This is a genomic window from Kordia periserrulae, assembly GCF_003054265.1.
In the GTDB taxonomy this organism is placed as follows: domain Bacteria; phylum Bacteroidota; class Bacteroidia; order Flavobacteriales; family Flavobacteriaceae; genus Kordia; species Kordia periserrulae.
Map to the genome: position 1 here is coordinate 1 of NZ_QBKT01000016.1, position 15,250 is coordinate 15,250.

General features: G+C 36.7%; 15 protein-coding genes. 9 read left to right on the top strand and 6 right to left on the bottom strand.

Annotation, left to right across the window (positions count from 1 at the left end; all coding sequences use genetic code 11):
• Positions 1 to 493: 493 nt before the first annotated feature.
• The 4 genes from C8N46_RS19790 to C8N46_RS19805 form a co-directional block, all read right to left on the bottom strand.
• The gene (locus C8N46_RS19790; RefSeq protein ID WP_108116852.1) at positions 494 to 1,387 is read right to left on the bottom strand and encodes an anti-sigma factor; all 894 of its coding nucleotides are present in this window, start codon (positions 1,385 to 1,387) and stop codon (positions 494 to 496) included.
• 371 nt (positions 1,388 to 1,758) lie between these two features.
• Positions 1,759 to 2,436, bottom strand: a complete 678-nt coding sequence (locus C8N46_RS19795) for a Crp/Fnr family transcriptional regulator (protein WP_108116853.1) — start codon at positions 2,434 to 2,436, stop codon at positions 1,759 to 1,761.
• 236 nt (positions 2,437 to 2,672) lie between these two features.
• Positions 2,673 to 4,079 (bottom strand): dihydrolipoyl dehydrogenase, encoded by a 1,407-nt coding sequence (lpdA, locus tag C8N46_RS19800; protein ID WP_108116854.1) that lies wholly within the window; start codon positions 4,077 to 4,079, stop codon positions 2,673 to 2,675.
• Positions 4,080 to 4,544: 465 nt separating this feature from the next.
• Complete coding sequence (locus C8N46_RS19805; protein WP_108116855.1) at positions 4,545 to 5,003, bottom strand: Lrp/AsnC family transcriptional regulator; 459 nt, start codon at positions 5,001 to 5,003, stop codon at positions 4,545 to 4,547.
• Positions 5,004 to 5,161: 158 nt separating this feature from the next.
• On the opposite strand from C8N46_RS19805, the gene C8N46_RS19810 reads away from it, so the two are divergent.
• The 3 genes from C8N46_RS19810 to C8N46_RS20235 all read left to right on the top strand — a co-directional run bounded on the left by C8N46_RS19810 (position 5,162) and on the right by C8N46_RS20235 (position 7,253).
• A complete protein-coding gene (locus tag C8N46_RS19810) occupies positions 5,162 to 6,376 on the top strand; it encodes an aminotransferase class I/II-fold pyridoxal phosphate-dependent enzyme (RefSeq protein WP_108116856.1) in 1,215 nt (404 codons plus the stop codon).
• 298 nt (positions 6,377 to 6,674) lie between these two features.
• The gene (locus C8N46_RS19815) at positions 6,675 to 6,926 is read left to right on the top strand and encodes a hypothetical protein (RefSeq protein WP_108116857.1); all 252 of its coding nucleotides are present in this window, start codon (positions 6,675 to 6,677) and stop codon (positions 6,924 to 6,926) included.
• An 81-nt stretch (positions 6,927 to 7,007) separates the two neighbouring features.
• Positions 7,008 to 7,253, top strand: coding sequence for a hypothetical protein (locus C8N46_RS20235; protein ID WP_146169911.1), 246 nt, complete (start codon positions 7,008 to 7,010; stop codon positions 7,251 to 7,253).
• Between the two features lie 227 nt (positions 7,254 to 7,480).
• Here C8N46_RS20235 and C8N46_RS19820 read toward each other — a convergent pair whose 3' ends face one another.
• Positions 7,481 to 8,515 carry a metal-dependent hydrolase gene (locus C8N46_RS19820; protein WP_108116858.1) on the bottom strand — a complete coding sequence of 345 codons (1,035 nt, stop codon included), beginning with the start codon at positions 8,513 to 8,515 and terminating at the stop codon, positions 7,481 to 7,483.
• 109 nt (positions 8,516 to 8,624) lie between these two features.
• On the opposite strand from C8N46_RS19820, the gene nhaC reads away from it, so the two are divergent.
• The 4 genes from nhaC (at position 8,625) to C8N46_RS19840 (ending at position 11,598) form a co-directional block, all read left to right on the top strand.
• On the top strand, positions 8,625 to 10,115 hold the full coding sequence (gene nhaC / locus C8N46_RS19825; protein ID WP_108116859.1) for a Na+/H+ antiporter NhaC: 1,491 nt from the start codon (positions 8,625 to 8,627) through the stop codon (positions 10,113 to 10,115).
• 206 nt (positions 10,116 to 10,321) lie between these two features.
• Complete coding sequence (locus tag C8N46_RS19830; RefSeq protein ID WP_108116860.1) at positions 10,322 to 10,963, top strand: peroxiredoxin; 642 nt, start codon at positions 10,322 to 10,324, stop codon at positions 10,961 to 10,963.
• Between the two features lie 12 nt (positions 10,964 to 10,975).
• Positions 10,976 to 11,287 (top strand): thioredoxin family protein, encoded by a 312-nt coding sequence (locus C8N46_RS19835; protein WP_108116861.1) that lies wholly within the window; start codon positions 10,976 to 10,978, stop codon positions 11,285 to 11,287.
• 53 nt (positions 11,288 to 11,340) lie between these two features.
• A complete protein-coding gene (locus C8N46_RS19840) occupies positions 11,341 to 11,598 on the top strand; it encodes a DUF6952 family protein (protein ID WP_108116862.1) in 258 nt (85 codons plus the stop codon).
• Between the two features lie 143 nt (positions 11,599 to 11,741).
• Here C8N46_RS19840 and katG read toward each other — a convergent pair whose 3' ends face one another.
• Positions 11,742 to 13,973 carry a catalase/peroxidase HPI gene (gene katG / locus C8N46_RS19845; RefSeq protein WP_108116863.1) on the bottom strand — a complete coding sequence of 744 codons (2,232 nt, stop codon included), beginning with the start codon at positions 13,971 to 13,973 and terminating at the stop codon, positions 11,742 to 11,744.
• A 224-nt stretch (positions 13,974 to 14,197) separates the two neighbouring features.
• Between katG and tpx the strand changes: the two genes are divergently transcribed.
• Together tpx and C8N46_RS19855 are read left to right on the top strand one after the other, a co-directional pair.
• Complete coding sequence (gene tpx, locus C8N46_RS19850; protein ID WP_108116865.1) at positions 14,198 to 14,704, top strand: thiol peroxidase; 507 nt, start codon at positions 14,198 to 14,200, stop codon at positions 14,702 to 14,704.
• Complete coding sequence (locus C8N46_RS19855; RefSeq protein ID WP_108116864.1) at positions 14,697 to 15,056, top strand: diacylglycerol kinase; 360 nt, start codon at positions 14,697 to 14,699, stop codon at positions 15,054 to 15,056. Before tpx ends, C8N46_RS19855 begins: the two co-directional genes overlap by 8 nt.
• Positions 15,057 to 15,250 lie beyond the last annotated feature (194 nt).

Consider the following 15,250-nt stretch of genomic DNA (forward strand, 5'->3'; position numbering starts at 1 on the left):
TTTTGTTGTTTGTTGTTTGTTGTTTGTTGTTTGTTGTTTGTTGTTTGTTGTTTGTTGTTTGTTGTTTGTTGTTTGTTGTTTGTTGTTTGTTGTTTGTTGTTTGTTGTTTGTTGTTTGTTGTTTAAATGTACTAATTTGATTATTCACGAATAGTTTTATTTATGAAAATTCACAAAAACTTTAATACAAGCAAAAAAAACTGAGCGAAGCGAGGTCAATACCAAAATACCAAGAGGCAAAGCGTTACCAATATAGCAATGTGTTAATTTGATAATATGCGAATGCAATCTTAAAACCACTCAACAACTCAACAATTAAAACACCAAAAGCGAAGCGCACAAAAACCCAATACCTAATACCTAATACCTAACACCCAAAACCCAAATCAAACAAACCTTGAATCCTTGAATGCGAGCGAAGCGAGCAAAAAAAAAAACACGCCATCAAAAAACTGATAACGTGTCTTCCATCTAACGATACTTAATCATAAAGATTATCGCACTATTGTTCCTGTTGGGAATGACGCTGCATTCAAATTGAAATTATGTATAGCAGGTGCCGTATCATTTCCAGCAGTTCCTACTAGGGGCTTTAGTAAGAATGGTGCTGGACTGTTGTCTGGAAATGGTTCTACAGAGATGACAACGGTGCGTCCGCGAACATCTAGTGGAAATGTAAAACCTGCTGGTGCGTTGAGGAAAAAATCCTCTCCTGGAATTGGAGGTCCAACCGTATTTTCAGCGCCGCTGAATCCGTTGAATTCATCCACAGCGCCAAATGTGGTAAAAGTTCCTGTTGTTAATGGTCCCACACCATCTACCACAACCCAACCTTCGTATTTCCATCCATCAGCTAAAGGTGGCAAGTTCAAGCCTGATGTTGGTGGCATGCCTGGCGTACCATACCAAACACCATATTGATCGTTTCCGTTATTTCCTGAGCCTGGCATTTCGTCGGTTGGTGTTCGTAAAAAGAACACACCCGAAGCGTTGTCAAAGTTTCCTGTGCTTGTTACTGGAGCTAATCCAACAGTAGCTGTGTTTCCTGAAAAATCTCCTGCTAATAATTTTGTTGCTGCGGGTGCAGGATCTGGATCAACAGCTGGTTCAATAGACAATACAAAAGCGGTTGCTGAAGCCAGTTGATCAGAGTTTACGGTGAACGAAGTTCTCGACAACGTTCCGGAATCGTTTACGGTAAAAATTCCTGTAGATACTGGATTACCATTGACAATAATCCAGCCTTCATATACGAAGTCGCTTCCAAGATTTTCTAAGCCGTTTAAGTTTACATTTAAGTTTGATAACGCAACTGTGGCATCATCATCGTTACTACATGCGACCGTGAAGAATCCCAACACGAGTCCTAAAAAGATTTTTTTTATCATTGCGAATATTTTTTATGATTATACTACAAATGTATTGCTGCAAAACCACCTAAAATGTTAGCTAGCTAACACTTCCATAAAAAATTCGCTTTTTTCTAAAAAAATCATTTTTTAATAATACCGAAAATATATAATTATTTAATTTTCAATATTTTATTAATCAAATGATTAGCTATTATTATTTAAACAAACAATCTAACATAAAGAAAGAGTCCAAAACTGCCATGATGTCATGCTGGTTTTGGACTCTTTTTTGCTTAAAAAAACGATTGAAATCGATTGTCAATATACTATTTTTCTCGATAATCGAGATGTAAATATTTTTACTTTTTTGTTTATTTTTTAATCGTTTCTTACGAATATTTGCGGCTTTATCCTAAAGTGATTGACTTCACAAACCGAATTTCTTTTCGATTGAAATCGATGATTTTTGCCTCTTTTAATTCGTTCATGAGAATGTTTAATGTCGGACGAGAAGTGCCAATCAAGCTAGCAATATCTTTTTGTGTGTATGGATGTTTTACAACATGCTCTCCTGTCTTTTCACATTCGTAACCGTATTCTTCACAGAGCTCTTTTAAGAATTCTAACAAACGTGTTTTGGTGTCTTTGAAGAGTAATAATTGCAATCTTCTCTCTAGCTTCTTGATTCGAAAACCGATAAACTTGTAAATCTTTAAGGTAAAGGTTTGATTGTCGCGCATCAAGTCGTGCATGGTATCTACTCCGATAGGACAAATGGACGTTGTATTATCAATAGATTGCGCAAATTCGTTTCGTTTTTCTTCACCCAAAATTGCTTTTTCGCCGAATAATTCTCCTTTTGATAAAATGGATTTTACGACTTCTTCTCCATTTTCGGTGTAATATCCTAGTTTGACTTTTCCTTTGTCAATCAAATAGACTTTAGTGGCTGAATCTTCTTCAAAATAAATATAATCTTGTTTTTTGTACAAGTTAAAATCATGCGCTTCTTTATACTGCTTGAATTTATGCGGACATAACACTTTAAAAAGATTGACATCATTAAAATACCAAAGCGAATTCATAATTATGCGTTTATTATAAGCTTTATCGAGGTTACTTTTTGAAGTCGCACAAAAAGATAAAAACTTACTAAAAGCCATAAAAAAAGATTGTTTACGAAGTAGATTTTCGTCAAACCGAACTTGATTCGATTTCTCATCCCGATTAGAAATCACGATGATAAGATTCTGAATCAAGTTCAGAATGACATTTCCAATTACTTTGTAAACAATCTTTATAATATCTTAAAAACGAACACTTACACGTGCAACGCTCTATCTTCCGTAGCAGCCAACGCAGCTTCCTTGATAGCTTCTGCAAATGTTGGATGTGCGTGCGACATACGTGCGATATCTTCCGCAGAGGCTCTGTATTCCATTGCCACCACTGCTTCCGCGATTAAATCGGCAGCTCTGGCGCCAATCATGTGAACACCTAAGATTTCGTCTGTGTTTTCGTCTGCTAATATTTTGATAAAACCGTCCAAATCCATACTCGCTCTGCTTCTTCCTAAAGCACGCATTGGAAATTGTCCCGATTTGTATTTAATTCCTGCTTCTTTGAGTTGCTCTTCGGTTTTTCCAACAGCGGCAACTTCTGGCCATGTATAAACCACGCCTGGAATTAAATTGTAATCGATATGTGGTTTTTGTCCCGCGATGATTTCCGCGACCATTGAACCTTCTTCCGAAGCTTTATGTGCTAACATGGCTCCTTTTACGACATCGCCAATGGCATAAATGTTAGAAACGTTGGTTTGCAAGTGATCGTTCACCACAACTCTACCGCGCTTGTCCAATTGAACACCTGCAGCTTCTACATTTAATCCTTCCGTATATGGACGACGACCAACAGAAACCAAGCAATAATCGCCACGGAATTCTACTTCTTCACCTTTTTTATTATCTGCTTTTACCACAACCTCATCACCTATGCGCTCTACTGATTTTACAGCATGTGACGTATTGATGGTAAATTTTTGCTTTTTGAATACTTTGGTTAATTCTTTGGAAAGTCCAGCATCCATTCCGGCAATAATTCTGTCCATATATTCAATAACCGTCACTTCTGCGCCCAAACGTCTGTAGACTTGTCCAAGTTCCAAACCAATTACGCCGCCACCAATCACTAGCATGTGTTTTGGTACTTCTTTCAGTTTTAAAGCTTCTGTAGACGTGATAATTCGTTCTTTATCTAAGTTGATAAATGGTAAGTTCGATGGTTTACTTCCCGTTGCGATGATGATATTTTTCGCTTCTATTTCTTCGTTTGAACCATCATTTTTAGCAATATTGACATGCGTTGCATCTTTAAAACTTCCCAAACCTTCATACACGTCAATGTTGTTCTTTTTCATCAAGAAATCAATTCCACCTGTGGTTTGATCTACTACCGCTTGCTTACGCGCAATCATTTTTTCAAGATTCACTTTTACATCACCTGAAATTTCAATTCCATGTGTATCAAAATGCTTGATAGCGTCTTCGTAATGATGAGAAGAGTCTAACAACGCTTTTGAAGGAATACATCCTACATTTAAGCAGGTTCCACCAAGGGTACTATATTTTTCAATGATTGCAGTTTTCATGCCTAGTTGCGCACAACGAATAGCGGCAACATATCCGCCAGGACCAGAGCCAATTACGGCTACATCGTATGAATTCATATTCTTGTTTTTGAACTATTTTTGATTGTCAATACCACAAAAGTACAACTATTTTAGGGTTCAGCAAGGCTTTGAAACGAGATTGTTAGATGCACTCCGCTTTTGGCTTCGCTACGCTCAATTTAAGGATTGAAATATTCAATGAATCAAGGTTTGTCTAGGAATCGCTTCGCTTTTAGTGTTTTAGTTGGTGAGTTTTTGAGTGTTTTGAAAAGCATATTGACGAATTATCAAATTTTCAAATTAGCACATTGACACATTGACATCAGCTTTGCTTTTAGTGTTTTAGTTGGTGCGTTTTTGAGTGTTTTTAAAATTTATTAGCACATTATCAAATTTTCAAATTAGCACATTAAAAAGTTAGCTTTTCAATTTGAAGTAGAAAATACTGAAATAGTTCGTTTCTAAGAATTTTCTTTGAACAAAACCATTGACACATTGTTACATTAGTACATTGCTACATTTTCACACAGAAATCGCCGTCGTGTGCTTCACTTCTCCAATAATAAAGATACTGTGTGTATTTCCGATGTTGGGAATCGCAGTGAGTTTCGTCACCATAAAATCGCGATAGGCTTCCATATCAGTCACCAATACTTTTAAAATATAATCGTAATCGCCACTGACATGATAACATTCCAACACTTCTTCAAGCTTGATGATTTCACGTTCAAACTGTATCACGAATTCTTTGGAATGTTGTGTCAATCGCACATGGCAATGCGCTAAAAAACTTTTATTGACCAACTTTTTGTCTATCAACGCTATATATTTCTGAATAATTCCTGCATTTTCTAGCTTTTTAATTCGCTCATAAACTGCCGTTACAGACAGATGCAATTTGTTTGATAATTCTTTATTCGTTTGCTTGCTATCGTTTTGTAAAAGCGTGAGAAGCTTTTTGTCGGTTTCATCAAGTTTCATGGTGTAAAAAAATCTAAAATTGGAATTTAACAATTATCAATTATGATATATTTTCATATAATAACCAAAAATATAGTTTTATTTTCTATTAATTTATTTAATAGTTGATTTTTATTCTTAATGTGTCGAATTTTGAATAACATTAAAAAACGAATCACATGAAATTTAATCCCGCAAATAATATTCAAGATTTACAATATTTTGGTGAATTTGGAGGTGTGAATCCTTCCATTTCCGATTCTTCAACTTATACCTTTTTGTCTGCCAAAACAATGTTTGATACGTTTGAAGGCAATGCTGATGGTTGTTATTTGTATTCCAGACATTCATCACCGAGCAATTTATACTTAGGAGAAGCCTTAGCCGCCATGGAAGGCACAGAAACGGCAAATGTTGCTGCTTCAGGTATGGGCGCCATCGCACCTGTACTTTTACAATTATGCCAAAGTGGTAATCATATTGTATCGAGTAGAACAATTTATGGTGGCACGTATGCTTTTTTAAAGAATTTCACCCCGCGTTTTGGTATCGAAACGTCTTTTGTAGATATCACAAAACTGGAAACGGTAGCAGCAGCAATCACGCCAAAAACAAAAGTATTGTATTGTGAAGCTGTAAGCAATCCACTGTTGGAAGTCGCTGATATTCCCGCTTTGGCGGAATTGGCAAAGAAACACAATTTGCAGTTGGTAGTTGACAACACCTTTTCTCCATTATCAATCGCGCCGGCAAAATTAGGCGCGGATATCGTCATTCACAGTTTAACGAAATTCATCAATGGAGCTAGTGATACTGTTGGCGGCGTTGTCTGCGGGACACAAGCATTGATTGACCAATTGCGCAACGTTAACGATGGCGCAAGTATGTTATTAGGTGCTACGATGGACAGTTTACGCGCGGCTTCTGTATTGAAAAATTTACGAACACTTCATATTCGCATGAAACAACACAGTTGTAATGCGATGTATTTGGCAAAAATGTTTGAAGCAGACGGATTGAAAACCGTCTATCCTGGTTTGCCTTCGCATCCGTCACACGAAATTTTTAAACGTATGATGAATTCTGATTATGGTTTTGGTGGCATGTTAACCATTGATGTCGGTTCTATTGAAAAAGCCAATGAATTGATGGAATTGATGCAAGAAAAAAACTTAGGCTACTTAGCGGTAAGTTTAGGGTTTTACAAGACGCTCTTTAGCGCGCCTGGCACTTCCACTTCATCTGAAATTCCACCAGCAGAACAAGTCGAAATGGGCTTAACAGATGGTTTGATACGTTTTTCTGTAGGATTGGATCAAGACATTCAACGCACGTATCAACTCATGCGTGAGTGTATGGAACACTTAAATATTTTAGAACCAGCAATGGCATAATCTTTACGTTTAGTTTTTAAAATAGTCAACTACTTCAGGGCAAGTCCACGAAGCATCTAGTAGAAACTATTAAAAACATTTCGACGCAAGCGTCGGAGCATTTTTAATCTCGATTATCGAGTAAAAGAGCGTCTTTTCGATGCTCTTTTTACTTTTTACGCACAAATACTACGGAAATCACCTAAGTAGTTTTACGTTAATCCCGTTAATTTACTATCGATTACGGTTTTCCGTAATTTTTACCGATAGGTTTTAGTTATTATTGAATCCCAAATAGAACAATACTAGAATTTACTGTATGCGCAAAAATGTTTACATATTACGAGAACGAAAATCAGATGGCGAATTACATCTCTTTTTAGCAAACCCCACAGACCAAGACGAGTGTTATTCAAAACAAAAATCCATTTGTGGTCGCATGGATGTCGAAGAAGATTCCCGCACCATTTTTTCTTGTCAACCCGAAGAACGTGCACGCACCCAATGTGCTAAAATCGGGCGTACGTTGTGTTCTACTTGCGTAAGTCACTTGTATATGGACAAAATTTAACAACGAATTGGTCTGTTCCTTTTTCACCTACGTGAGAAGTGTGTACTGATTCCTTAAAGTGCGGTTAATACATGTTGATTTATGAGTAAAACACCTCTGTACACATTAAAAGAAAACATAGATGAGGTTTTGCACCTATTCAAGTCTAAAAAAGATACTTTTGGCGAATGCCTGACGAAAAGTATTTCCATTTGCAAAAAGATGCGCTATAACGAAGCGATTAAAACGCATTTCGCTTGTCAAGTGAACACTGCTGCACAACTAGAAAGTATGAAAATCAACAGAATCATCTGCGAAGTATGCAAACGTCAGTTGTATGCGGAGTAGCTTCTTGAATGTTGAATGTTGGATGTTGAATTGAGAAGTTTGAAAGCTTCTAAATGAATTTTGCTGTTTTTGAGATTGTTTTGCTATCAAAAATCATTTAGAGAAGCTTTTTTTGAAATGTTGGATTTTGAATGTTGAATTGAGAAGTTTCAAAGAAACGCCAAAAAACAAACAACAAAAAACAAACAACTGACAACCAGCAACCAACAACTAGCAACCAAAAAAACCTACTTCCCTTTAATCCGTTCCCAGAAAATAGCGAGTACATCGCCAAAAGACGTATTTTCATCAAATCGTGGTCCGCGAAAAGGTTTCATATTAAGTCGCTCACCATCTTTGAAGATTTTAAACGAAAACACTACTGATTTTTCATCATTTACTTTGATGGACGGATAACGCAAATCTTTATAAATAAAAGCACCGTCTTCCGCTTTTTCAATCGTATAATAATCATTGCTAAACCATGCCAAACGAGCAATATCGGAATTCGTTTTTGGAAGCAACGCATGATTTTTAGGAATCGTTTCCCAATCGGTAAACACTGCTTTCGTATCAAACAGTGAATAAAAAGCGACATGGAAATCCGTTTCTGTTTCCGCGATTCCGTACCATAAAATATTGTTTAAAATGCTCGCTTCTGTATTGTAACGTGTATATTCAATTCCTTGCTCGGCTAACGATTTTTCAAAAACACTGTTGATATAGAATTTATTTCCAATCGTAAACAACATATACACAGAACTGATACCAACGCCTAATTTCAGCCAAAATTTTCGTTTCGGATTTTGTCGTTTGTAAAACATCAAAATAATCAAACAAATTAAAAAAGGAAGTGTATACGCAGGATCTGCCACAGAAATATTACTAAACGCCACACGATAGTTACTAAAAGGAGAAAATAACAACGTTCCGTATCCTGTAAAGCAATCTAAAATAGGATGTGTAAAAATAGAAAGAAAAAACAGCCATGTCCAATCCTTTTTAGTCGTTGTTCCGCGCCGTTTGCCTTTATCGTACAATGTAAAAACCAGCCAACCGAGCGCAAAAGCCGCTAACACTGCAAAGAAAATTGAATGCATAAAGCCTCTGTGAAACAGCATTGCATCAATCTTATTGCTATACAAAAAGTTTCCAATAAAGACGTCCAAATCTGGAATCGTTCCGCCAATAGCGCCAAAAAGCAAGGCTTTATTTCCTATCTTTTTTCCCATGGCAGCTTCTCCACAGGCAGCTCCAAGTACAACTTGAGTTAACGAATCCATAAATTGACATTAATTAAAGATTTGCAAAGGTACGCAACCAAAATGATTTGCATACTAGTTTACAAAATCGTAACATTACGCTTAGAAAAAAACTACACCAAAACTTACTATGGAAAGTCAACAAATAAAGCCTAGAGAACCGCAAGATGAGAACATCATTGAAAATAAAGAATTGAGTATTTGGGAAGCTTTAATTCCCGTGATAGCATTGGTTGGGATGTTATTCTACAACGTAAAATATGCCTTTGGCGATGATGCGCTGAGCGGAAGTAATCAATTTGTATTATTATTAGGAGCTGCCGTTGCCGCAATCGTTGGTTTTTACAATAAAGTATCCTACAAACAAATGCTAGATGAGGTTGCCGAAAATGTAAAATCGACTACAGGCGCATTGTTAATATTGCTTTTTGTAGGTTCGCTGGCAGGAACATGGCTCATCAGTGGAATTATCCCTTCTATGATTTATTACGGATTGCAAATATTAAATCCTACCATATTTTTACCTGCATGTGTGATTATTTGTGCCATCATCTCAATCGCCACAGGAAGTAGCTGGACGACTTCTGCTACGGTTGGTATTGCGCTAATAGGTATTGGAAATGCCTTAGGAATTCACGCAGGAATGACGGCTGGCGCTGTGATTTCGGGAGCGTATTTTGGGGACAAAATGTCTCCATTAAGTGATACAACCAACTTAGCTCCTGCGATGGCTGGAGGCGAATTATTTTCACACATCAAATACATGACCTATACAACTATCCCAACGATAGTACTTACGCTCATCATATTTGTTATTATCAGTTTATCAATTGATGTTTCTGGAACGGCTGATACCAGTCAAATGTTGGCTTCAATATCTGCATCGTTCAATATTTCTCCTTGGTTGTTTTTAGTTCCTCTAGCCGTTATTATTTTGATTGTTAAAAAAACACCGCCATTAGTTGCATTACTCATTGGAACACTTTTAGGAGGTATTTTTGCTGTGATATTTCAACCAGAAATTGTAACAAGTATTGGTGGCGGAGGCAGTCTAACATTTAACAATGCATACAAAGGAATCATGAAAGCAATGACCGTTGACACAGCGATTGAAACCCAAAGTGCACAACTAAACGATTTATTCAGTTCAGGTGGAATGAGTGGCATGTTAGGAACTATTTGGCTCATTGTTTGCGCGATGGTTTTTGGTGGTGTAATGGATGCTATTGGTGCCTTATCTCGTATTAGTAAATCTGTATTGAACTTATTCGATACAATCTTCGGACTTTTTGCAAGTACAGTTATTAGTTGTGTTGGATTGAATGTATTAGCTTCCGATCAATATTTAGCCATTGTAATTCCAGGAAGAATGTATAAAAAAGCATTTGAAGATAAAGGACTAGCGCCAGAAAATTTAAGTAGAACCTTAGAAGATTCTGGTACGGTTACATCTGTATTAATTCCTTGGAATACCTGTGGAGCGTATCAATCAAGTGTGTTAAATGTAGATACATTTTCGTATGCTGGATATGCGTTTTTCAACTGGCTCAGTCCATTCACAACACTTTTATTTGCCGCTTTCAAAATCAAAATCAAGCAGTTAGCTACTAAAGTTGCTTAACAGACATCTAAATTTAATAGAAAAAGCCTTGAATTCACTGTAAATTCAAGGCTTTTAGCGTTTTATAAGAAAATCTTATGTGATTGTTTTTACGATATAAGTGTTCTCTATTGCTTGATAAGTTTTTAAGATTTTATTCATTGAAAACTCAACATAGGCTTGTTACTTTTGCACCAATTAATAACATAAATTAAAACACAAAAAATATGGCTTTAGTAGGAAAAAAATTCCCAAACTTGAATGTTGATGCAATGAACGAAATGGGAGACACTTTCAAACTAAATGTTTTGGATGAAGCAGTAAACAACAAGAAAAAAGTATTGTTATTCTGGTATCCAAAAGATTTTACATTCGTTTGCCCAACTGAATTACACGCATTTCAAGCAGCTTTGGGAGAGTTTGAAAAAAGAAACACAATTGTAATTGGTGCTTCTTGTGATACTCCAGAAGTACACTTTGCATGGTTAAACACTGAAAAAGATAACGGTGGAATTGAAGGAATCACCTATCCTTTATTAGCTGATAGCAACCGTAACTTATCTAGCATTTTAGGAATTTTAGACATCACCAACGAAGTGTATGACGAAGAAACGGGAACGGTTCAAGTGGAAGGTGATAACGTAACATACAGAGCAACGTACTTGATTGACGAAGAAGGAACTGTTTTCCACGAAGGAATCAACCACATGCCTGTTGGACGTAACGTAAACGAATTTATCCGTTTGATTGACGCGTACACGCACGTTCAAGAAAAAGGAGAGGTTTGTCCAGCAAACTGGGAAGAAGGAAAAGAAGCAATGAATGCTAACAGAGACGGAGTTGCTGAATATTTAGCTTCAAACGTATAAATTACAACTAGTATGGTTCAAGAATTAAATCAAGACAATTTACAAGAATTAGTAGCTAACAACGAAACGGTTGTGGTTCAGTACTCAGCATCTTGGTGTGGTAATTGTCGCATCATGAAGCCAAAAGTGAAAAAATTAGCCAAAGAACTAGAAAACATCACTTTTGTGATTGCAGATGCAGAGAAGTTTCCTGAATCGAGAAAATTAGCAACAGTAGATAATTTACCAACGTTCGCAACGTTCAAAAATGGCGAATTTGTAAATCAGGTGCAAACCAACAAGTTTGACGTATTGAAAGAATTGGTAGACGAAGTTGCTGCTTAATGAATGTAAACAATTAAGGATTCCCTTTTGCAAGGAAATAAAAATACTTTTTAATGAAATTACCTGTAATAAAACACTTGACACAATTTATTGACGAAAACGACGAAGATTATGTAATTGAAACCATTGATACGTTGGAAGCACTTACAGAAGTTCCGTCGTTAAAAGATGAAGAACTCGACGTCATTGGCGAACTGATTTCAAACCTGTACGGCGCTATTGAAGTACATAAAATGGTGAAAGAAGGAACGCCACGAAAAGAAGCTTTAAATAGCTTTATGCAACGTGTTATGGGTTCTATTGACAAGTAATATAATTTGGTGTAAAACTAAAAAGTCACTTCTTTCGAAGTGACTTTTTTTATGGATAAACTTGTCAAATGGAACGCAGTCAAAATTTAGTAAGAACTGTTCTCGACTGCGTTCGAACTGACAATTAGTAGAAAATAAGCTCTTTATTTTCTTAAATCATATCTATCTAAATTCATGACTTTCGTCCAAGCGGCTACAAAATCGTGAATGAATTTTTCATCTGCATCGCTACTTGCATATACTTCTGCAATTGCTCTCAATTCCGTATTTGAACCAAAAATTAAGTCTGCACGCGTTCCTGAAAATTTTACTTCGCCTGTTTTTCGGTTGCTTCCTACGAAATAACGATCGTCTTCATTCGTTGCTTTCCAAGTATAGGTAAAATCTAGAATGTTTTTGAAGAAATCGTTCGTCAAAGTTCCCACGTTATCTGTAAAGACTCCATGTTTAGAACCGTCATAATTAGTTCCTAATACACGCAAACCTCCAACCAAGACTGTCATTTCTGGCACTGTTAAGGTTAATAAGTTTGCTTTGTCTACCAATAAATCTTCTGCTGCAATCTCTAAATCTTCTCTGATGTAATTTCTAAATCCGTCTGCGATTGGCTCTAAATAGTTGAATTGCTCAATATCCGTTTGCTCTTGTGAAGCATCTCCTCTACCTTGTGAAAATTCAACAGTAACATTGTGTCCTGCATTTTTAATGGCTTTTTCTACACCTACATTTCCTGCAAGCACGATTAAATCTGCCATAGAAACTTCACCGTCAAAATCGTTCTGAATACCTTCGTACACCGCCAATACTTTAGCCAATTCTTTCGGGTTGTTAACTTCCCAGTTTTTTTGTGGCTCTAAACGAATACGTCCTCCATTAGCACCACCACGTTTGTCAGAACCTCTAAAGGTTGAAGCCGAAGCCCACGCTGTAGACACTAATTGAGAAACGGATAATCCGCTGTCGGCAATCATATTCTTCAATGTCGTAATATCCGCATCACTTAATGTGTAAGTTACTTTTGGAATTGGATCTTGCCATAATAACTCTTCTGATGGTACTTCTGGACCTAAATAACGATCAATTGGTCCCATGTCTCTATGAGTCAACTTGTACCATGCACGTGCAAACGCATCTTCAAAAGCTTTATGGTCTTTGTGGAATTTTTGTGAGATTTTTAAATACTCAGGATCCGTTTTCAATGCAATATCTGCTGTTGTCATCATCAACGCTTGCTTTCCGTTTGGATCACCTGCTTTTGGAGCCATTCGTGCATTGGAAGCTGCTGTTGGCGTCCATTGATGTGCGCCTGCTGGACTTTTCGTTAATTCCCAATCATAATTTAATAATACATCAAAATAATCGTGATCCCACTGTGTTGGATTTGGCGTCCATGCACCTTCAATTCCACTCGTAATGGTATCGTCTAACACACCTGTGCCGAAGGAGTTTTTCCATCCTGTACTCATTTCTTCAATAGAAGCTCCGTGTGGTTCTGCTCCTACATATTTATTAGGGTCTGCTGCTCCGTGCGCTTTTCCAAAGGTATGTCCACCCGCAACTAAAGCCACTGTTTCTTCATCGTTCATTGCCATACGACCGAAAGTTTCACGAACATTCGCTGCAGAACCTAGTGGGTCAGGATTTCCGTTGGGTCCTTCTGGATTTACGTAAATCCATCCCATCATTACGGCAGCTAACGGATTTTCCAAATCACCATCTGCGTATCTATCATCGTTTTGTCCCCATTCTGTCTCGCTTCCCCAGTATACATCTTGTTCTGGTTCCCAAACATCTTCACGTCCACCAGCAAAACCAAATGTTTTAAAGCCCATCGATTCTAACGCACAGTTTCCTGCTAAAATCATCAAATCGGCCCATGAAATTTTGTTACCGTATTTTTGTTTGATTGGCCATAAAAGCAATCGCGCTTTATCTAAATTCCCATTATCAGGCCAGCTATTTAAAGGAGCAAAACGTTGCGAACCGCCACCAGCGCCACCGCGTCCGTCACCTACTCTGTAGGTTCCTGCACTGTGCCAAGCCATACGAATCATGAATCCACCGTAGTGACCATAATCTGCTGGCCACCAATCTTGTGAATCGGTCATTAAGTCGATTACATCTTGCTTTAAGGCTGCAAAATCTAAACTATTGAAGGCTTCTGCATAATTAAAATCTTCTCCCATCGGATTGGATTTTGCAGTATGTTGTCTAAGGATGTTTAATTTTAATTCATTTGGCCACCAGTCGCGATTTTTCACACCGCTACCAGCAGTTCTTTTGGTAGTTCCACTAAAAAATGGACATTTTGCTGAGCTCGTATTTAAGTCTGAAGGACTTGTTGAAGCATCATTTGAATGAGGATTGTTTTCCATTGGTATATGTTTAAAAATTTTGGATTTATTAGATTGTCTTAAAATTACTTATTAATTTCCTATTATTAGGGTTAAAAAATTGATAATTATTATCTGAAAATAGTTTTTAACTATAGTAGATTAAAAATTAATAGTTTTAAATTATTTCTTAAATTTTTACAAACTATTACGCATAGCACTTTTTATTGTGTAATTTTACGAAACAAACCAAAAAACTAAAAAAAATGGCTACAGTTACATTACATGGTACAGCTTTTAAAACTTCAGGAAGCTTGCCAAATGTAGGAGCTAAAGCTCCTGATTTTACGTTAGTAACCTCAGATTTAAACACTAAAAATTTAAACGATTATACAGGCTCAAAAGTCGTGTTGAATATTTTTCCAAGTATTGACACTGGTGTTTGTGCTACTTCAGTTCGCACATTCAATCAAGAAGCGAGTGAATTGGAAAATACAAAAGTATTGTGCGTTTCGCGCGATTTACCATTTGCACAATCACGTTTTTGCGCTGCCGAAGGTTTGGAAAATGTAGAAACACTCTCTGATTTTAGAGATGGAAGTTTCGGAAAAGCGTATGGTGTTGATATGATTAATGGTCCTATGGAAGCATTACATTCACGCGCCGTAGTGGTGTTAGATGAAAGTGGAAATGTAAAATACACCGAACACATTACTGAAATTGCTGAAGAACCAAATTATAAAGCTGCTTTGGAAGCGTTATTAGATGATTAAATTCATTACAGGAAGAATAAAAGGAGTCGGATATGCGTGTAAAGGCGCATATCTGCTCATTACTACAGAAGCCAGCTTAAAAGCGCAATTCTTTATCGGTATTTTAGTTACCATTGCTGGATTTTACTTCGAAATTTCCAAAACGGAATGGATTGTACAAACCTTGACCATTGGACTCATTATGAGTTTGGAAGGAATCAATACTGCTATTGAAGAAATGGCAGATTTCATACATCCTGAACATCATAAGAAAATAGGACTCATCAAAGATTTGGCTGCTGGTGCCGTATTCATCTTTGCTATTGCCGCTGTCATTATTGGCTGTTTTATTTACATTCCTAAAATTTTTTAATTCAGATTTCGACTATTAACCTGAGTTCGATTAATAATCATCATTTTATCACTTATAATTAACCAATAAATAACAGATTGTCAATTCGATTTCTATGACAAAAACAAGCGATTTTGGTAAAAAGTTTGATTTCTAATTACAGCCATAGCAATATGTAATAATTTGTTTCTTACAGCATTAAGAACACTCATTTT